At 74.2% G+C, this 19,156-nt stretch carries 12 protein-coding genes; 8 read left to right on the top strand and 4 right to left on the bottom strand.

Features of this window, described 5'->3' with window-relative positions:
• Window positions 1-136 precede the first annotated feature (136 nt).
• Window positions 137-1,063: a 2-hydroxyacid dehydrogenase gene (locus ACTMTB_RS10970; protein ID WP_441144658.1), complete on the top strand. Its 927-nt coding sequence runs from the start codon at window positions 137-139 to the stop codon at window positions 1,061-1,063.
• 6 nt (window positions 1,064-1,069) lie between these two features.
• On the opposite strand, the gene ACTMTB_RS10965 is transcribed toward ACTMTB_RS10970, so the two are convergent.
• The gene (locus ACTMTB_RS10965) at window positions 1,070-1,444 is read right to left on the bottom strand and encodes a PH domain-containing protein (protein WP_357997768.1); all 375 of its coding nucleotides are present in this window, start codon (window positions 1,442-1,444) and stop codon (window positions 1,070-1,072) included.
• 212 nt (window positions 1,445-1,656) lie between these two features.
• On the opposite strand from ACTMTB_RS10965, the gene ACTMTB_RS10960 reads away from it, so the two are divergent.
• Complete coding sequence (locus ACTMTB_RS10960; protein ID WP_441144655.1) at window positions 1,657-4,242, top strand: putative bifunctional diguanylate cyclase/phosphodiesterase; 2,586 nt, start codon at window positions 1,657-1,659, stop codon at window positions 4,240-4,242.
• A 29-nt stretch (window positions 4,243-4,271) separates the two neighbouring features.
• Here the strand turns inward: ACTMTB_RS10960 and ACTMTB_RS10955 are convergent, their stop codons facing one another.
• A complete protein-coding gene (locus ACTMTB_RS10955; protein ID WP_441144653.1) occupies window positions 4,272-5,291 on the bottom strand; it encodes a LacI family DNA-binding transcriptional regulator in 1,020 nt (339 codons plus the stop codon).
• A gap of 256 nt (window positions 5,292-5,547) precedes the next feature.
• Here ACTMTB_RS10955 and ACTMTB_RS10950 point away from each other — a divergent pair, with 256 nt between their 5' ends.
• The gene (locus ACTMTB_RS10950; RefSeq protein ID WP_441144651.1) at window positions 5,548-8,040 is read left to right on the top strand and encodes a glycoside hydrolase family 2 protein; all 2,493 of its coding nucleotides are present in this window, start codon (window positions 5,548-5,550) and stop codon (window positions 8,038-8,040) included.
• A 338-nt stretch (window positions 8,041-8,378) separates the two neighbouring features.
• Here the strand turns inward: ACTMTB_RS10950 and ilvD are convergent, their stop codons facing one another.
• Window positions 8,379-10,226, bottom strand: coding sequence for a dihydroxy-acid dehydratase (gene ilvD / locus ACTMTB_RS10945; protein WP_441144649.1), 1,848 nt, complete (start codon window positions 10,224-10,226; stop codon window positions 8,379-8,381).
• A 110-nt stretch (window positions 10,227-10,336) separates the two neighbouring features.
• On the opposite strand from ilvD, the gene ACTMTB_RS10940 reads away from it, so the two are divergent.
• From ACTMTB_RS10940 to serA, 5 genes are all read left to right on the top strand, one after another.
• On the top strand, window positions 10,337-12,688 hold the full coding sequence (locus ACTMTB_RS10940; protein ID WP_441144647.1) for a putative bifunctional diguanylate cyclase/phosphodiesterase: 2,352 nt from the start codon (window positions 10,337-10,339) through the stop codon (window positions 12,686-12,688).
• Between the two features lie 236 nt (window positions 12,689-12,924).
• Window positions 12,925-14,808: an acetolactate synthase large subunit gene (locus ACTMTB_RS10935; protein WP_441144645.1), complete on the top strand. Its 1,884-nt coding sequence runs from the start codon at window positions 12,925-12,927 to the stop codon at window positions 14,806-14,808.
• Window positions 14,808-15,323 carry an acetolactate synthase small subunit gene (ilvN, locus tag ACTMTB_RS10930; RefSeq protein ID WP_088963577.1) on the top strand — a complete coding sequence of 172 codons (516 nt, stop codon included), beginning with the start codon at window positions 14,808-14,810 and terminating at the stop codon, window positions 15,321-15,323. The genes ACTMTB_RS10935 and ilvN overlap by 1 nt, the downstream gene beginning before the upstream one ends.
• A gap of 86 nt (window positions 15,324-15,409) precedes the next feature.
• On the top strand, window positions 15,410-16,423 hold the full coding sequence (gene ilvC / locus ACTMTB_RS10925; RefSeq protein WP_088963576.1) for a ketol-acid reductoisomerase: 1,014 nt from the start codon (window positions 15,410-15,412) through the stop codon (window positions 16,421-16,423).
• Between the two features lie 642 nt (window positions 16,424-17,065).
• Window positions 17,066-18,664 (top strand): phosphoglycerate dehydrogenase, encoded by a 1,599-nt coding sequence (gene serA / locus ACTMTB_RS10920; RefSeq protein ID WP_441144642.1) that lies wholly within the window; start codon window positions 17,066-17,068, stop codon window positions 18,662-18,664.
• Between the two features lie 63 nt (window positions 18,665-18,727).
• Here serA and ACTMTB_RS10915 read toward each other — a convergent pair whose 3' ends face one another.
• Window positions 18,728-19,084, bottom strand: a complete 357-nt coding sequence (locus ACTMTB_RS10915) for a hypothetical protein (RefSeq protein WP_441144640.1) — start codon at window positions 19,082-19,084, stop codon at window positions 18,728-18,730.
• Window positions 19,085-19,156: the final 72 nt, after the last annotated feature.

Genomic DNA, 19,156 nt, shown 5'->3' with positions numbered 1-19,156 from the left:
GCACCGGGTTGCGCTCCGACCCTCGGTTATACCCGGCAGGCGGCGGTGACGCCCACGGGCGGTGACGACCGCCGCCCGCCCCCGATGAGCCGGTGCGCCGGACCGGGTCGGGTCGCGGTCGCTATCGTCGGCGGACGTGAAGGTATGGATTCCGCACGAGGCCGGGGTCGGGTTGCTCGGCGAGGCGCCCGCGGGCGTCACCGTCCAGGCGTGGACGGACCCAGGACGCCCGCCGTCGGACCCGGCCGGGGTCCGGTTCTGGGTGCCGCCGTTCCTGGCCGCCGGGGACACCGCCGGGATGCTGGCGCGGCTGCCGGACCTGGCGGTCATCCAACTCCTCTCCGCCGGGGCGGACGCCTGGGTCGGCCAGGTGCCGAACGGGGTGACCCTCTGTGACGCGCGGGGCGTGCACGACGCCGGCACCGCCGAGTGGGTGCTCACCGCGATCCTGGCCCAGCTGCGCGGGTTCCCCGCGATGGCCCGGGCCCAGGCCCGTCGGGAGTGGGCGTACGACGAGGTCGCGCCGACCGACGAGCTGACCGGCAAGCGGGTGCTGATCGTCGGCGCCGGCTCGATCGGCGCGGCGGTGCACGCCCGGCTGGCCCCGTTCGACGTCACCGTCACGCTGGTCGCCCGCACCGCCCGCCCGGCCGAGGGCGTGCACGGGGTGGACGAGCTGCCCCGGCTGCTGCCGGAGGCGGAGGTGGTGGTGCTGCTGGTGCCGCTGACCGAGCAGACCAGGGGCATGGTGGACGCCGCCTTCCTCGCCGCGATGCCCGACGGCGCGTTGCTGGTGAACGCGGCCCGGGGTCCGGTGGCCCGGACGGAGGCGCTGGTGGCGGAGCTGTCCAGCGGCCGGCTGCGGGCCGCGCTGGACGTCACCGATCCCGAGCCGCTGCCTGCCGACCATCCGCTGTGGGAGCTGCCCAACGTGCTGCTCACCCCGCACGTCGCCGGCTCGGTACGCGGCCTGCTGCCGCGGGCGTACCGGCTGGTGGGTGCGCAGCTGCGGCAGTTCGCCGCGGGGGAGCCGCTGGTCAACACGGTGACCGACGGCTACTGAGCGGGCTCAGCGCTCGCCGGGCAGGTGCTGGCCGGTGGCGGAGACCAGCCGGGGCAGGTCGGTGCCGCGCACCGCGGGCAGCATGATCTCCTGCCCGTCGTCGAGGCGGGCGACGGCGCGGCCGCGGTTGTCGGCGGTCAGCTCGACGACCCGGTCCCACGCGATCCGGCGGCTGCCGGCCACGGCCCGCAGCCGCAGCTCCCGCCGGTCGGCGTCGGTGCCCGCCCGCCACGCCCAGACCGCGACGGCCAGCGGGATCAGCAGCACCGGCAGCAGGTACCACTCGGCGGTGGCCAGCGGCAGGGCGCCGATGAAGGCGACGATCGCCGCGACCAGGATGGCCTGGTTGTACCGGAAGCGGATGGTGTCGGCGCTACTCACCCTCCGATGATCCCACCCCGGCACCGCCCCGCTCCGCCCGGGCGGTGGACGGTGACCGGCACTATCCGGCAGTGACATGAGTCACTGAACAGGGCCGTAACCGACGCTCCGATCCGTCGTTGGCGGGGTGGTGGGTGTCGGATATCTGTCCTGTGCCCCGTCCCGCCCGCATCGCCGCACCGCCCCGTGTCCCCCTCACGAAGGCGACCGTCGTGCCTCACTCGTACCTGGTCCACCGCCCCGCGCCCGCGGTGGCCGCCCTGCTGGCGGCGGCCGCACTGCTGGCCGCCGCCGCCCTGGCCGGCGTGCTGCCGCCGCTGGCCGCCACGACGCTGGCCGGCGCGGCCGGCTGCGCCCTGGCCGGTGTCCGACTCTCCCGGGAGGCCGCCGTCGGTGGCGGCCGGGACCGGCGGGCGCCGCGTCGCCGGCGGGCCGCCGCGCTGCTCGACGCCGCCGTGCTGGTGGTCGGCCTGACCGTCGCCGTCCTGCCGCTGGCCGCCGGGGAGCAGCGCGCGAACGTCGCGGCCCAGGGGCTGGCCGCCGCGACCCTGCTGTACGTCGGCGGCCTGCTCCTGCTCCCCGGCCAGTCCCGGCTGGCGCCCCGGGTCCGGCTGGGCCGGACCGTCGACGTCCTCGGGCTCGGCACCGCCCTGTTGTTCGCCGGTTGGGTGCTGTTGCCGCCGGGTGACGTCCCTCCGCTGGCCCGCGCCGTCACGGTGCTCGGTGCGGGCGGGCTCGCCGCGCTGCTGGTGAGCGCGCTGGCCGAGCGGCGCCGTCGGCCCGGCGCGGCGCTCTGTCGGGCCGGCGCGGCGACCGCCCTGCTCGGCCTCGCCGATCTGGTGGTGCTGCTGGCCTACCGGGCGCCGGCCGTGGCGACGCTGACCGCGGTCGCGCCGCTGCTGGCGGGTGCCCTGTTCACCGCCGCCGGGATGGCGCGGGTGTCGGCCGGGGATCCGGCCCTGGGCACCGGTCCGCCGCCGGCCTGGCCCCGGGTGACCGCGCCGGCCGCGGTGGCCACCCTCGCCGCCGGGTACCACCTCTGGGCGGTCGGCAGCTTCACGCCGACCGCCGTCCTGCTCGGACTCGCGGTGATCCCGCCGCTGGTCGGCCGGGAGCTGATCACCGCCGCCGACAACCGGCACTGGGCCAGCCGGCTGGCCGCCCGGGAGGCGCACTTCCGGGCGTTGGTCTCCGGTGGCCGCGACCTGATCCTGCAGCTCGACGACGAGCTGCGGGTGCGCTGGCTCTCCGCGGCCGGCGCCCGTTGGTTCGGTCTGCGCGACGACGAGGTGCGCGGCCGGCGGCTGGTCGAGCTGCTGCACCCCGACGACGCGCCGGGCGCGCTCGCCCGGCTCGCCGCGCCCCGGGGTGGCCAGGAGCCGCTGCTGCTGGTGGCCCGGATGGCCACCGGCGACGGGGGCTGGCGGGAGACCGAGTCGACCGTGAGCGACCTGCGCGGGGTGCCCGAGGTCGACGCGGTGGTGCTGCACGTGCGCGACATCGGCGAGCGGCGCCGGTTGGAACGCGAACTGCACCGACTGGCCGCCACCGACCAGCTCACCGGCCTGGCCAACCGGCGTGAGCTGATGCGGGCGCTCGGCGCGCGGGGCGACGGCTCGGGCGCGCTGCTGCTGCTGGAGGTGCACGGCCTTGGCGCGGTGACCGAGGGATCGGGACCGTCGGCGGTGGACGGCCTGCTGCTCACGGCCGCCCGCCGGCTGCGCGACGTGGTCGGCCCGCACGACCTGGTCGCCCGGGTGGCCGGCGAGGAGTTCGCCGTGCTCACCGACGCCGGCCCGGTGCCGGCGTACGCGCTGGGTGGCCGCCTGGTCGCCGCGCTCGGCGAGCCCTGCCCGACGGCCGGGTCGATGGTGCGGCTGCGGGTGAGCGTCGGCCTGGCCGAGCTGGCCGGCATCGGGCCGGAGGACGCGCTGCGCCAGGCGGATCTGGCCCGGCGGCGCGCCGTCCAGCTCGGCCGCAACCGGGTCGAGTGGTACGACGCCTACCTGGAGGAGCAGCTGGTCCGCCGGCTGGACCTGGAGCGGGAGCTGCCCGGCGCGGCCACCCGGGGTGAGCTGGACCTGGTCTACCAGCCGGTGCTGGGGCTGGCCGACCGGCAGCCGGTCGGCACCGAGGCGTTGCTGCGCTGGCGCAGCCCGGTGCTGGGCACCGTGCTCCCGGCCGAGTTGCTGCCGGTGGCCGAGGACCTCGACCTCGTCGGCGAGCTGGGGCGCTGGGTGCTGGACCGCGCCTGCCGGCAGCTCGCCAGCTGGTCGACGGGGGGCCGGGAGCTCTGGATGGCGGTCAACGTGACCCCCCGGGAGTTGCTGGCCCCGGACTTCCTGCCCAAGGTGGCCGCCACGCTGGCCGGGCACGGGGTGCCGGCGCACCGGCTGGTGGTCGAGGTGGCGGAGCCCCGGATCGGCCGGGACCTGCCCACCGTGGTGGCCCGGCTGGCCGGCCTGCGGTCGCTGGGAGTGCGCACCGCGCTGGACGACTTCCGCGCCGAGCACGCCTCCCTGGCCCAGCTGCGCCGGCTCCCGATCGACCTGCTCAAGGTCCGGCCGCAGCTGGTGGGGTCGACGCACGACCCGCAGCGACCGCTGATCGACGTGGTGGTCAGCCTCGGCGAACGGCTCGGCCTGTCGGTGGTGGTGGAGGAGCTGGAGTCCGACGCCGACGTCGACCGGGCGCAGCGGGCCGGCTGCCCGTACGGCCAGGGGTTCGCGTTGGCCCGGCCGGCCACGGCGGAGCGGGTGGAGGCGTACTTCGAGGAGTTCCCGTCCGCCTCCCGCTGACCGCCCGGTTCAGCAAATGCTGAACCGGTTCACCTGATCCTGGGCGGTGCGGTGCTGCCGCGCGGGGTCAGGTGGGCGGTCTCGTCCTGCAGGCCGCTCACCGGCTCGCCGGCGATGACCGCCAGCAGCTGCCGCGCGGCGTGCGCGCCGTACGCCGGGATGTCCCGGCCCAGCGCGGTCAGCGGCGGGTGCACCAGCTGGCAGAGCGGCGAGTCGTCCCAGGCCACGATCGAGAGGTCGCCGGGGACGGCCAACCCCATCTCCTGCGCCACCGAGAGGCCGGCGATCGCCATGACGTCGTTGTCGTAGATCACCGCGGTGGGGCGGTTGGCGGAGCTGAGCAGGCGGCGGGTGGCGCGGGCGCCCTCCTCGCCGGTGTAGTCGGACCAGACGGTGACGGCGTCGGCCAGCCCGAGTCGCCGGCACACCTCGGCGAAGGCGTCGGTACGGATCTCGGTGTGCAGCAGCGAGGGCAGGCCGCCCACCCGGGCGATCCGCCGGTGCCCGAGGGCGACCAGGTATTCGACCGCCTCCACCAGCGCCGCCGCGTCGTCCGACCAGACGCTGGCCAGGCTGCCGGTGTGGCCGGGTCCGCCGATCACCACGGCCGGCAGTTGCAGCTCCTCCAGGGCCGGCACCCGCCGGTCGTCGGTGCGCAGGTCGCAGACGAAGACCCCGTCGACGCGCCGCTCCGCCCACCAGCGGCGGTAGACCGCGATCTCCGCCTCCTGGTCGGCCACCACCTGGAGGGTGAGCGCGTACGACCGGGCGGAGAGTTCCGCCTCGACGCCGCTGATCAGCTCCATGAAGAACGGCTCGATGCCCAGTATCCGGGCGGGCCGGCACAGGGCCAGGCCGACGGCGTTGGCGGTGGCACCGGAGAGCGCGCGGGCGGCGCTGCTCGGGCTGAACCCGATCTCGGTGGCGATGGCCAGGATCCGTTGACGGGTGGCCTCCGAGACGCCCGGCTGCCCGTTGAGCGCGTACGACACCGCGCCCTTGGACACCCCGGCACGTCGCGCGACGTCGGCGATGGTCGGCCGCTTCACCGGCGTGCTCCTCAATCCTCGCGGCCCCCCGGGCCGGTCCCACGGCGCCGGGATCACCGGCGGCCCTCACGCTACCCCGACCCGGTCGGGCGAACGCCCCGCCGGATCGGCGGACAGCGGACCTGCTGCACGATCACTTGCACGGTTAAGCGTACGACCCGTACGGTGGACTCACTTATCCGGTTCAGTCAACGTCCCTCGATATCGGGAGCGTTCCCCGCTTGGCGCGCGGAATCATGGAAGGCGCGGTGAAGTCGTGACCCGGCAGACGTTGCACGAGGGCTGGACGCTGCGGGCCGTACCGGGGTCGCAGGTGCCGGACGGGATCGCCGGCCGGGCGGTGCCCGCCACCGTGCCCGGCTGCGTGCACACCGACCTGCTGGCCGCCGGGCTGATCCCCGACCCGTTCGTCGACGACAACGAGACGACGCTGGCCTGGATCGGGCGGACCGACTGGGTCTACGAGACCACCTTCGACCGGCGGCCCGGCGACGACGAGCGGGTCGACCTGGTCTGCGCCGGCCTCGACACGGTCGCCACGATCACCCTCAACGGGGTCGAGGTCGGCCGCACCGAGAACATGCACCGCGGCCACCGGTTCGCCGTCGGCGCGCTGCTGCGCCCGGGAGCGAACACCCTGACCGTCCGGTTCGACTCGGCGTACCGCTACGCGCAGCGGCACCGGGACGCCCTCGGCGACCGGCCGAACGCCTACCCGGAGCCGTTCCAGTTCATCCGCAAGATGGCCTGCAACTTCGGCTGGGACTGGGGACCGACCCTGGTCACCGCCGGCATCTGGCAGGAGATCGGCCTGCACGCCTGGTCCACCGCCCGGCTCGCCACCGTCCGGCCGCTGGTCACCGTCGCCGGCGGGGTGGGACGGGTCGAACTGCACGTCGAGGTGGAGCGGCTCGCGGTAACCCCGTTGACCGTCCGGGCCGCCGTCGCCGGCGCGGCCGTCGAGGCCGTCGTCCCGGCGGGGGAGCGCACGGCGGTGGCGACCCTCACCGTCCGCGACCCCGGGCTGTGGTGGCCCCGGGGGTACGGCGAGCAGGCGCTGCACCGGCTCGACGTCACGCTCTGCGCGCCGGACGGCCGGACCCTGGACACCTGGTCCCGCCGGATCGGCTTCCGGTCGGTACGCCTCGACACCACCCCGGACGCCCACGGCACCCCCTTCGCCCTGCACGTCAACGACACCCCGGTCTTCGTCCGCGGGATCAACTGGATCCCCGACGACCCGTTCCCCAGCCGGATCACCCGGGACCGGCTGGCCCACCGGCTCGACCAGGCCGCCGGAGCCGGGGTGAACCTGCTGCGGGTCTGGGGTGGCGGCCGGTACGAGTCGGAGGACTTCTACGACCTCGCCGACGAGCTGGGGATCCTCGTCCAGCAGGACTTCCTCTTCGCCTGCGCGGCGTACCCGGAGGAGGAGCCGTTCGGCACCGAGGTGGCCGCCGAGGCCACCGAACAGGTCACCCGGTTGGCCACCCACCCGTCGCTGGTGCTCTGGACGGGCAACAACGAGAACATCTGGGGCTGGTACGACTGGGACTGGCAGGAGCCGCTGGCCGGGCGTACCTGGGGGCGGGGCTACTACCTCGACCTGCTGCCCCGGATCGTCGGCGAGCTGGATCCGACCCGGCCGTACTGGCCGGGCAGCCCGTGGTCGGGCAGCGAGGAGATCCACCCCAACGACCCGGCGCACGGCACCATGCACATCTGGGACGTCTGGAACACCGACGACTACACGAAGTACCGCGAGTACGTGCCCCGCTTCGTCGCCGAGTTCGGCTACCAGGCACCCCCGGCGTACGCGACGTTGCGCCGGGCGCTGACCGACGAGCCGCTCGCGCCCGACTCGCCGGGCATGGCGCACCACCAGAAGGCCACCGACGGCGACGCCAAGCTCCAGCGTGGACTCGACGCCCACCTGCCCGAGCCGGCCGACTTCGACGACTGGCACTTCCTCACCCAGCTCAACCAGGCGCGGGCCATCCAGCTCGGGGTGGAGCACTTCCGTTCGCACCGGGGGGTCTGCGCCGGCACCATCGTCTGGCAGCTCAACGACTGCTGGCCGGTGACCTCGTGGTCGGCGATCGACGGCGACGGCCGCCGCAAGCCGCTCTGGTACGCGCTGCGCCGGGCGTACGCGGACCGGCTGCTCACCGTCCAGCCCCGCGACGGCGGGCTGGCCCTGGTGGCGGTCAACGAGACCGGCGAGCCGTGGCGGGCCCCCGCGACGGTCACCCGGCTGACCCTGGCCGGTGAGCCGAGGGCGAAGACGGCGTACCCGCTGGACGTCCCGGCGTACTCGGCGGTGGTGCTGGCGCTCCCCGCGGACCTGGCCGGGCCGGAGGAGGCCCGCCGGGAGCTGCTGGTCGCCGAGGCCGGCGACACGGCCGAGCGGGCCCTCTGGTTCTTCGCCGAGGATCGGGAGGTCGACTGGCCGGCGGCCCGCTTCGACGCGACGGTCGCGCCGGGCGACGACGGCCAGCGGGTCCGGGTGACCGCCCGGACGGCGCTGCGCGACCTGACCCTCTTCCCGGACCGGCTGGACCCGTCCGCCGACGTCGACCGGGCGCTGGTCACCCTGCTGCCGGGGGAGTCGGCGACCTTCACCGTGCGGGCCGACACGGCGCTCGACCCGGGGGCGCTGACCGCCCGCCCGGTGCTGCGCTGCGTCAACGACATCGACGCCGCGACGCGGGCGGTCCCGGCCGCCGCCACGGAAGGAGCCACGGAGTAAGGCGCGACGGGCGGCGGCTGGCCGGCATCCTGCGACCAGCCGCCGCCACGGTCACCGAACGCGGCGAAGTCGGTCGTCCCGGGTTGCCGGCCCGCGCTGGCCGGCGGCGGTCGGGGTGCCCCGCGCGGCGCGCCGCACGGGCGCTACCCGGCGTGGTCCGCGCGGACCCGCACCCGGTGGTGAGCGATATACCGCTGAGTCATATTTATGCCTCTGAGGTATATCGCCCACCAGGCATACGCCCTCCCGCCACGACACGCCTGCTGGCGTTCACCCGATCGCGGGCGTGGCGCGACCCCGGTCACCCGAAAGAGGTCACCGCCGCGCCGGGGCGCCGCTCACTCCGGCACCCGCCGGTACGCGCCGTCGCTGGCCGACGTCGCCATCGAGGCGTACGCGCGCAGCGCCGCCGACACCGGCCGCTGCCGGTCGACCGGGGTGTACGGCCGCTCCCGCTTCTCCTCGGCGACCCGGCGCGCCTGGAGCACGTCGTCGGGCACGTTGAGCTCGATGGACCGGCCGGGGATGTCGATGACGATCTCGTCGCCCTCGGCGACCAGCGCGATCAGGCCGCCCGAGGCCGCCTCGGGGGAGACGTGCCCGATGGAGAGCCCGGAGGTGCCGCCGGAGAAGCGGCCGTCGGTGAGCAGCGCGCAGGCCCGGCCCAGCCCCCTGCCCTTGAGGAACGAGGTGGGGTAGAGCATCTCCTGCATGCCGGGGCCGCCCTTCGGGCCCTCGTAGCGGATCACCACGACGTCCCCGGCGACGACCTGCTTGGCCAGGATCGCCGAGACCGCGTCGTCCTGCGACTCGTAGACCTTCGCCGGGCCGCGGAAGGTCAGGCACTCCTCGGGCACTCCGGCGGTCTTCACCACGCAGCCCTCCGGGGCGAGGTTGCCGTACAGGATGGCCAGCCCACCGTCGGCCGAGTACGCGTGCTCCCGGTCCCGGATGCAGCCGCCGGCCGCGTCGGTGTCCAGCGACGACCAGCGGTTGGTGGTGGAGAACGGCTCGGTGGTGCGCACCCCGCCCGGGGCGGCGTGGAACAGCTCGACCGCCTCCGGCGTCGGCGAGCCGCCCCGGACGTCCCAGTCGGCCAGCCAGCGCTCCAGCGAGGGGGAGTGGACGGCGTGCACGTCCCGGTGGAGCAGGCCGGCCCGGGTCAGCTCGCCGAGGATGGCGGGGATGCCGCCGGCCCGGTGCACGTCCTCCATGTGGTACTGCGGCGAGTTCGGCGCGACCTTGGCCAGGCAGGGCACCCGGCGGGAGATCGCGTCGATGTCGGCCACCTGGAAGTCCAGCTCGGCCTCGCGGGCGGCGGCGAGCAGGTGCAGGATCGTGTTCGTCGATCCGCCCATCGCCACGTCCAGGGCGACCGCGTTCTCGAACGCGGCCCGGCCGGCGACGACGCGGGGCAGCACCGAGGCGTCGTCCTGGTCGTACCAGCGCTTGGCGATCTCCACGACGGTGCGGCCGGCCTCGACGAAGAGCGACCGGCGCGCGGCGTGGGTCGCCAGTGTCGAGCCGTTGCCCGGCAGCGCCAGGCCGATCGCCTCGGTGAGGCAGTTCATCGAGTTGGCGGTGAACATGCCGGAGCAGGAGCCGCAGGTCGGGCAGGCGGAGCGCTCGATCTCGCCGAGCTGGTCGTCGGTGACCGCCTCGTTGGACGAGGCGATCATGGCGTCGATCAGGTCGATCTTGGAGTGCACGATCCCCTCGATCGCCACCGTCTTGCCGGCCTCCATCGGCCCGCCGGAGACGAAGACGGTCGGGATGTTCAGCCGCAGCGCGGCCAGCAGCATCCCCGGGGTGATCTTGTCGCAGTTGGAGATGCAGACCAGGGCGTCCGCGCAGTGGGCGTTGACCATGTACTCGACCGCGTCGGCGATCAGCTCCCGGCTGGGCAGCGAGTAGAGCATGCCGCCGTGGCCCATGGCGATGCCGTCGTCGACAGCGATCGTGTTGAACTCGCGACCCACCCCGCCGGCCTCGGCCACCGCGTCGGCGACCAGGCCGCCGAGGTCCTTCAGGTGTACGTGACCCGGGACGAACTGGGTGAAGCTGTTGGCGATGGCGACGATCGGCTTGCCGAAGTCGTCGTCGGTCATCCCGGTGGCCCGCCAGAGGGCCCGGGCGCCGGCCATCGTCCGACCGTGGGTGGAGGTCCTCGACCGCAGCTCAGGCATGCATACCAGTCTTGCACCGTCCCGGCGGTAGGCCCCGGCGGTCCGAGCGTGTCCCAACAGATGCACACCCGGTGCCCCGCGCGGGGCGCGGATCCGGCACAGTTGAGGACGTGCGTTTCCCCCCGGGCATGGTCGCCGTCGCGCTCCCCAGCGCCCTGGTCGCCGTGACCGCCACCCTGCTGCTCGTCGGGTCGGTCCGGCGTCGCAGCGGCCCGGACCGCCGGCCGTACGCGCTGCTGGCCGCCGCCGGCGGGTTCGCCCTGGTCGGCCTGCTGGTCGGGGTGGGCCTGGTGCTCGGTGATCCGCACCACCCGCCGCATCCGGCCCGACTCACCGGCTGGCCCGTCCTGATCTCCGCCGCGGTGACGCTGAGCGGCCTGGCCGCCGCCGCCGGACTGCTCCGCCTGCCGGGGGCGGTGGTGTCCCGGCCGGCGACCGCCCGGCTGCTGCTGGACGCGCTGATCGTCGCGACGGCCCTCTGGTTCGTCGGCTGGGTGCTCTTCTCCACGCCGACCCGGCTGCTCGGGTCGGCCACCCCGGTGGCCTGCCCGGCGATCCTGCTGGCCACGGTCAACGCCGCGCTGACCGTCGGGGTGACCCTGACCGTGCTGCTGCGCGCCGCTCCGCCCCGGGGCCGGTTCGGGCTGCTCGGCGCCGGCATCACCGGCGTCGCCGCCGGCGGGCTGGGCGTGGCCGGCGGGGTCTGCCAGGGCGGCCCGGGGATGACCCTGACCAGCGCCGCGCTGCTCGCCATGGGCCTGCTGGCGGTCGCGCTGGCGGTGCACCGGGTCGAGGCGCCGGGGCAGGTCGACGTCGACCTGATCCGGCGGGACGGCGCCTACGCCTTCGTCCCGATGTTCGCGATGGCGGCCTCGGCGATGTACCACCTGGCCCAGGGCGGGCGCTTCGACGCGCTCGGCATCGTCGCCGGCAGCGTCGAGGGGTTCGCGCTGGTGGCCCGGCAGTACCTCACCCTCAACGACATGCGCGGGTACGCCGGCCGGCTGGCCGAGCGCGAGAAGCACTTCCGCGAGCTGGCCCACACCGACCCGCTGACCGGGCTGGCCAACCGGCGGGGCCTGCTGCGGGAGCTGCAACGCTGCGCCGACGAGGGCGTCGGGTGCGTGCTGCTCGGGCTCGACCTGGACGGCTTCAAGAACGTCAACGACATGCGCGGCCACGACGTGGGCGACATGGTGCTGGCCGAGGTGGGCCGGCGGCTGAGGGGCAACCTGCGCCCCGGCGACCTGGCCGCCCGGCTCGGCGGCGACGAGTTCGCCGTGCTGATGCGCGGCCGGCTGGCCGACGCCGACGTGGTCGCCGAGCGGCTGCTCGGGGTGCTCGGCCGGGCGTACGAGCAGCCGAACGGGCCGGTCTTCCTCTCGGTGAGCATCGGGGTGGCCGGGCAGTGTGGCGAGCCCGACTCGGTGGCCCTGCTGCGCCACGCCGACCTGGCCCTGCGGTACGCCAAGCAGCGCGGGAAGAACCGCATCGAGCGTTACGACGGCACGCACGACCAGCTCCTGCTGCGGCGGACCCGGCTGGAGCACGAGATGCGCGGCGCGATCGAGCGCGACGAGCTGCGGCTGGTCTTCCAGCCGGTCGCCTCGCTGCCCTCGGTCCGCCCGGTCGGCGCCGAGGCCCTGCTGCGCTGGCACCACCCGGAGCTGGGCAACGTCCGCCCCGACGAGTTCATCCCGCTCGCCGAGGAGTGCGGGGTGATCGCCAAGCTGGGCGCCTGGGTGCTGCACCAGGCCTGCTGGCAGCTCTCCCGCTGGCTGGCCGACGGCCACGACGTCTGGGTCTCGGTCAACGTCTCCCCGCGGGAGCTGCACGCCCCGGAGTACGTCGTCCAGGTGGCCGAGGCGCTGCGCGCCCACCACGTGCCGCCGCAGCGGCTGGTGCTGGAAGTCACCGAGCACGCCGTCGCCACCGACCTCGACGAGCTGATCCGGCGGCTGACCGCGTTGCGGCGCACCGGGGTGCGGATCGCGCTGGACGACTTCGGCGCGGGCTACTCGTCCCTCGGCCAGCTGCGCCGACTGCCGATCGACATCCTCAAGATCGACCACAGCCTGGTCGCCGAGCACGAGCCGGTCCGCCCGGTGGACACCGACGGGCCGGCCTTCGCCCCGATGGTCGACATCGTCATGCGCCTCGGGCACCAGCTCGGGCTGGAGGTGATCGCCGAGGGCGTCACCACGCCGACGGAGCTGGCCGCGGTGGTCGCCGCCGGCTGCCGGTTCGGCCAGGGCGCGCTCTTCGGCTGGGGCGTGCCGGCTGAGCACCTGGAGGCGATGCTGGACGCCGCCACCTCGCCCGGCGCCCGCCCGGGGCCGTTGCCGGCCACGCCGCTCGCCGCTCGCCGGCCGGTGCCGGCGCCGCGCGTCGGTGGGACGGGATCCGCGCAGGTCGGACCGGTCGCCAAGCCCGCGACGGGAGACGGTGTCCCCCGTTCGTGAACCAACATGTGGGATCAGTTGACTCATCGCGTGAGATGCGTCAGGCTGGTCCACATGTCGTCGATCCCGTCGCAGCGAGTACTTACCTGAGCGCACTCTCCGTCACCGAGAGTGCGCTGGCCCCGTGCATCTGCACGAGGGCCGTTTTTATTGCCGTCGGACTCCACCGGGCGGGCCCCGCCCGCGTCGCACGTGTCGAAAGAGCCTCCACCCTCCAGCCGAAGGCCTGAACCGCCATGACGAGACCCACGCCAGAGACACTCGCCCACTCCGCCCGGCGGGCGCGGACGGCCACCGAGCCGGCCGGCGACGCCGACCACACCCCCGCGCCGCGCGGGGCCGCCGCGGCCACCCCGGCCGTACGGCAGCCCGCCCCGGCCCAGGTCTCCGGGGCCGGCTCGCTCGTGCGGTCCCTCGAGGCGCTCGGCGTCGAGGTCGTCTTCGGCATCCCCGGCGGGGCGATCCTGCCCGCGTACGACCCGCTCTACGACTCGACCGTGCGGCACATCCTGGTCCGCCACGAGCAGGGCGCCGGACACGCCGCCACCGGGTACGCGCAGGCCACCGGCCGGGTCGGCGTCTGCATCGCCACCTCCGGCCCGGGCGCGACCAACCTGGTCACCCCGATCGCCGACGCGTACATGGACTCGGTGCCGATGGTCGCGATCACCGGTCAGGTCGCGCGGCCCTCGATCGGCACGGACGCCTTCCAGGAGGCGGACATCCAGGGCATCACGCTGCCGATCACCAAGCACAACTTCCTGGTCCAGACCCCGGAGGAGATCCCGCAGGTGCTGGCCGAGGCCTTCCACCTGGCCTCCACCGGGCGGCCCGGGCCGGTGCTGGTCGACATCCCCAAGGACGTCCTCCAAGCGCCGACCACCTTCGCCTGGCCGCCCACCCTGGACCTGCCCGGCTACCGGCCGACCCTGCACCCGCACGGCAAGCAGATCCGCGAGGCGGCCCGGCTGATGGCCATGGCCCGCCGCCCGGTGCTCTACGTCGGCGGCGGCGTGCTCAAGGCCGGCGCCACCGAGGGCCTGCGCAAGCTCGCCGAGCTGACCGGCATCCCGGTGGTCACCACGCTGATGGCGCTGGGCGCGTTCCCCGACTCGCACCGCCAGCACCTGGGCATGCCCGGCATGCACGGCACCGTCGCCGCGGTGTACGGCCTGCAGAAGTCCGACCTGATCGTGGCGCTGGGCGCCCGGTTCGACGACCGGGTCACCGGCCAGCTGGACTCGTTCGCCCCGGACGCCACGGTGGTGCACGCCGACATCGACCCGGCCGAGATCGGCAAGAACCGGCACGCGGACGTGCCGATCGTCGGTGACGCCAAGCACGTCATCGACGAGCTGATCGCCGCGGTCACCGCCGAGCGCAAGGCCGGCCACCGGTCCGACCTGGCCGACTGGTGGACCCAGCTGGACGACCTGCGCCAGCGTTACCCGCTGGGGTACGAGGAGCCGGCCGACGGCACCCTCTCCCCGCAGTACGTGATCAAGCGGCTGGGCGAGATCGCCGGCCCGGACGCGGTCTACGTGGCCGGCGTGGGCCAGCACCAGATGTGGGCCAGCCAGTTCATCTCGTACGAGAAGCCGGGCACCTGGCTCAACTCCGGCGGCCTCGGCACCATGGGGTACGCCGTGCCGGCGGCGATGGGCGCCAAGGTCGGCCGGCCGGACACGGTGGTCTGGGCGGTGGACGGCGACGGCTGCTTCCAGATGACCAACCAGGAGCTGGCCACCTGCGCGCTGGAGGGCATCCCGATCAAGGTCGCCGTGATCAACAACGGCAACCTCGGCATGGTCCGGCAGTGGCAGACCCTCTTCTACGGTGAGCGGTACTCCAACACCGAGCTGGGCACCCACAAGCACCGCATCCCCGACTTCGTCAAGCTGGCCGAGGCGCTCGGCTGCGTCGGGCTGCGCTGCGAGACGCCCGAGGACGTCGACAAGACGATCGAGGCGGCGATGGCGATCACCGACGCGCCCGTCGTGATCGACTTCGTGGTCGGCAAGGACGCGATGGTCTGGCCGATGGTGGCCGCCGGCACCAGCAACGACGAGATCATGTTCGCCCGTGGCGTCCGCCCGGCCTTCGACGAGGACGAGATCTGATGACTCTGCACACCCTTTCGGTCCTGGTGGAGAACAAGCCGGGTGTCCTGGCCCGGGTCTCCGGCCTGTTCTCCCGACGCGGGTTCAACATCGACAGCCTCGCCGTGGGCGAGACCGAGAACCCGGACGTCTCCCGGATCACCATCGTGGTCAACGCCGAGTCGTCCCCGTTGGAGCAGGTGACCAAGCAGCTCAACAAGCTGGTCAACGTACTGAAGATCGTGGAGCTGGACCCGCAGGTCTCGGTGGCCCGGGAGCTGTTGCTGGTCAAGGTCCGCGCGGACCGCAACGCCCGGGCGCAGGTGCTGGAGACGGTCAACCTGTTCCGGGCCCGGGTGGTCGACGTCGCGCCGGACACGCTGACCATCGAGGCCACCGGCACCCCCGACAAGCTGGACGCGCTGCTGCGCGACCTCGAACCGTTCGGCATCAAGGAGATGGTCCAGTCCGGCACGGTGGCGATCGGGCGCGGCTCGCGCTCCATCACCGCTGGGCCCGCGCTGCGCGCCGCCTGATCTGACCTCGCCGGCGCTCCGCGCCGCCCGAACCACCGCACAAGTCCACGACGGGCCGCTCGGACCGCCGTACGAAAGGGAAGTCAATGAGCGTTGAGGTGTACTACGACGACGACGCCGACCTGGGCCTGATCCAGGGCCGCAAGGTCGCGGTGATCGGGTACGGCAGCCAGGGCCACGCCCACGCGCTGTCGCTGCGCGACTCCGGCGTCGACGTGGTGATCGGCCTGCCGGCGGGCTCGAAGAGCCGGCCGAAGGCCGAGGAGCAGGGCCTGCGGGTGCTCACGCCGGCCGAGGCGGCCGCCGAGGCCGACGTCATCATGATCCTGGCGCCGGACACCGCGCAGCGCGGTCTGTACGCCGAGGCGATCGCCCCCAACCTCGCCCCCGGCAAGGCGCTCTTCTTCGGCCACGGCTTCAACATCCGGTACGACCTGATCAAGCCGCCGGCCGACGTGGACGTGGCGATGGTCGCCCCGAAGGGCCCCGGTCACCTGGTCCGCCGCCAGTACGTCGACGGCAAGGGCGTGCCCTGCCTGGTCGCCGTCGAGCAGGACGCCAGCGGCACCGCGTTCCAGCTCGCCCTGTCGTACGCCAAGGGCATCGGTGGCACCCGGGCCGGCGCGATCCGGACCACCTTCACCGAGGAGACCGAGACCGACCTCTTCGGCGAGCAGGCGGTGCTCTGCGGCGGCGCGGCGGCGCTGGTGCAGACCGGGTTCGAGGTGCTCACCGAGGCCGGCTACGCCCCCGAGGTGGCCTACTTCGAGTGCCTGCACGAGCTGAAGCTGATCGTCGATCTGATGTACGAGGGCGGCATCGCCCGGATGCGCTACAGCGTCTCCGACACCGCCGAGTACGGCGACCTCTCCCGTGGCCCCCGGGTCATCGACTCCCGGGTCAAGGACGAGATGCGCAAGATCCTCGGTGAGATCCAGTCCGGCGAGTTCGCCCGCGAGTGGGTGGCCGAGGACGAGGCCGGCCGGCCGAACTTCGCCAAGTGGCGGGCCGAGGGCGCGGCCCACCCGATCGAGGAGACCGGCCAGAAGCTGCGCGCCATGATGAGCTGGGTCGACCGGCCCATCACCGAGACCGCCTGACGCGCGGCCCCGCCCCGGCGGGGCCACCGCGACGCGGCCCGCGACCCGACGCTCTCCCCGGCGTCGGGTCGCGGGCCGCGTTGGTTCGCGACCGTCGGCGACGGGAAGGAACCGCGTCGCCGCCGAGCCGGGGTGTCGCCGCGGACACTCCGGTGCCCGTCGAGCCGTATGCCGCACCGTCATTTTCATGCCGCTGAGGCATGTCGCTCACCGCATGTCCGGCGTCGGTGTCCGTCACGCTGCGTGCGGGCTCATACCCAGGGCCGGTCCGTGGGCCCACCCGGCCCAGGTGGGGCGGAGCGCATGCGCCGGGCGGTGGCGGTGGGCCGGCTGCCCACGTGCTGGGACCGGGTGACCAACGCCTCGGCCAGCGGCGGGCCGAACCGGAGCGGCGCCCGCCGGGCCAGCCGGCGCAGCAGGGCCGCGCCACCGGGTGGCCGGGTGAACGCGGGATGACGAGCGTGCGACAACCCTGTGTGAGGGCCCTCACCCCGCCGTCCGGGACACGTCGGGCATCGGGCCACCTACGATCCCTGGTAGGTGCGTAGCCGGCACCTAACCGGCCATGGCACGGATCAGCGCAGGGCGCAGCGCGGCGTCCCGACGCCCCAGGCCGACCGCATACGACGTCTACGAGGACCGATGAATCCTGTCGTACTGATCGCCGAAGAACTCGCCCCCGCCGCCATCGAGGTGCTCGCCCACGACTTCGACGTACGCCACGTCGACGGCACCGATCGCCCGGCCCTGCTCTCCGCGCTCTCCGAGGCCGACGCGGTGATCGTGCGCAGCGCCACCCAGATCGACGCCGAGGCGATCGCGGCCGCGCCGCGGCTCAAGGTGGTCGCCCGGGCCGGCGTCGGGCTGGACAACGTCGAGGTGCCGGCCGCCACCGCGCGGGGCGTCATGGTCGTCAACGCTCCCACCTCCAACATCGTCTCCGCCGCTGAGCAGGCCGTCGCGCTGCTGCTCGCCGTCGCGCGCAACACCGCCGCGGCCAGCGCCGCGCTCAAGGCGGGGGAGTGGAAGCGGTCCAAGTACACCGGCGTCGAGCTGCAGGGCAAGACCGTGGGCGTGGTCGGCCTGGGTCGCATCGGCGTGCTCTTCGCGTCTCGCATCGCCGCCTTCGGCACCCGGCTCATCGCGTACGACCCCTACATCCAGCCGGCCCGGGCCGCCCAGCTCGGCGTCCGCCTGGTGGGCCTGGAGGAGCTGCTGCGGGAGAGCGACTTCATCTCCATCCACCTGCCGAAGACCCCGGAGACCGTGGGCCTGATCGGTGAGAAGGAGCTGGCGGTCGTCAAGCCCGGCGTCCGGATCGTCAACGCCGCCCGCGGCGGCCTGGTCGACGAGCAGGCCCTGGCCGACGCGATCGCCGAGGGCCGGGTCGCCGGCGCCGGCGTCGACGTGTACGCCAAGGAGCCCTGCACCTCGTCGCCGCTGTTCGCCTTCGACAACGTGGTGGCCACCCCGCACCTGGGCGCCTCCACCCACGAGGCGCAGGACAAGGCCGGGCTGGCCGTGGCGAAGAGCGTCAAGCTGGCGCTGCAGGGCGAGTTCGTGCCGGACGCGGTCAACGTGCAGGCCGGCGGCGTGGTCGCCGAGGACGTCCGCCCGCTGCTGCCGCTGGCCGAGAAGCTGGGCCGGGCCTTCACCGCCGTCGCCGGCGGGGTGGCCGCCAGCGTCACCGTCGAGGTGCGCGGCGAGATCGTCAGCCACGACGTGTCGGTCCTCAAGCTCGCCGCCACCAAGGGGCTGTTCAGCTCGGTGGTGGAGGAGCAGGTCACCTACGTCAACGCGCCGCACCTGGCCGCCGAGCGGGGCGTCGAGGTGACCCTCGCGACGCAGGCCGAGACGGTCGACCACGCCAACCTGGTCACCGTCCGTGGGGCGCTGCCCGACGGCCGTACGGTCAGCGTCTCCGGCACCGTCACCAACACCGGCACCCGCGACGTCATCAAGCTGACCGAGGTGGACGGTTTCGACGTGGAGATCGGCGCGGAGGGCATCCTGCTCTTCCTGCGCTACGTCGACCGGCCCGGCGTGGTCGGCACCGTCGGCACCCTGCTCGGCGAGGCCGGCGTCAACATCGCCGCCATGCAGGTGGCCCGTCGGGAGGCCGGCGGCGAGACGCTGATGACCCTCACCGTCGACCAGGCGCTCGGGGCGGACCTGCTCACCTCGGCGGCCGACTCGATCGGCGCGACCTCGGCCAGCGCCGCCGACCTGCGCGACGAGTAGTACCGGCAGGCACGACGCAGGGGGGCCCGGCCGTCTCGGCCGGGCCCCTCGCCGTACCGCGGGTCAGCCCGCGACGCGGGACGGCGGCGGATAGACCGAGCCGTCCTGGGCGTCGAAGAGCATCAGGTCGTGCTGGCCCGCCAGCCGCTCGATGTCGAGCAGCACCTGGTCCTCGCAGGTCGGCACGAGGTTCAGCTCGACGTGGTCGCCGGCCGCGTGCAGCGGTGCGACCTCCCACGGCGTACCCGGTCCGGCCGGCCGGTCGGGGTAGCTCGCGGTGATGGCCCGGTAGAAGGCGACGACCCGTGGGTCGGGGTGCCGGTCACCGTGGCGTCCCTCGCGGCACCGCCGCACCGCCGCCCGGACGTCCTCCGGCGTGGCCCCGTCAGGCAGGGCCCACACGCTCAGATCGAAACTCACGGCGGACAGCGTGCCATCCGCCGTTCACCTTTACGCAGCGGACCCGCCGACGAGCGACTCCGAGGTGACGCG

It is taken from the genome of Micromonospora sp. L32, from assembly GCF_052068055.1.
Lineage (GTDB): Bacteria > Actinomycetota > Actinomycetes > Mycobacteriales > Micromonosporaceae > Micromonospora > Micromonospora purpureochromogenes.
Note: the sequence above shows the minus strand (reverse complement) of the source record. Positions and strands in the feature narration are given on the sequence as shown.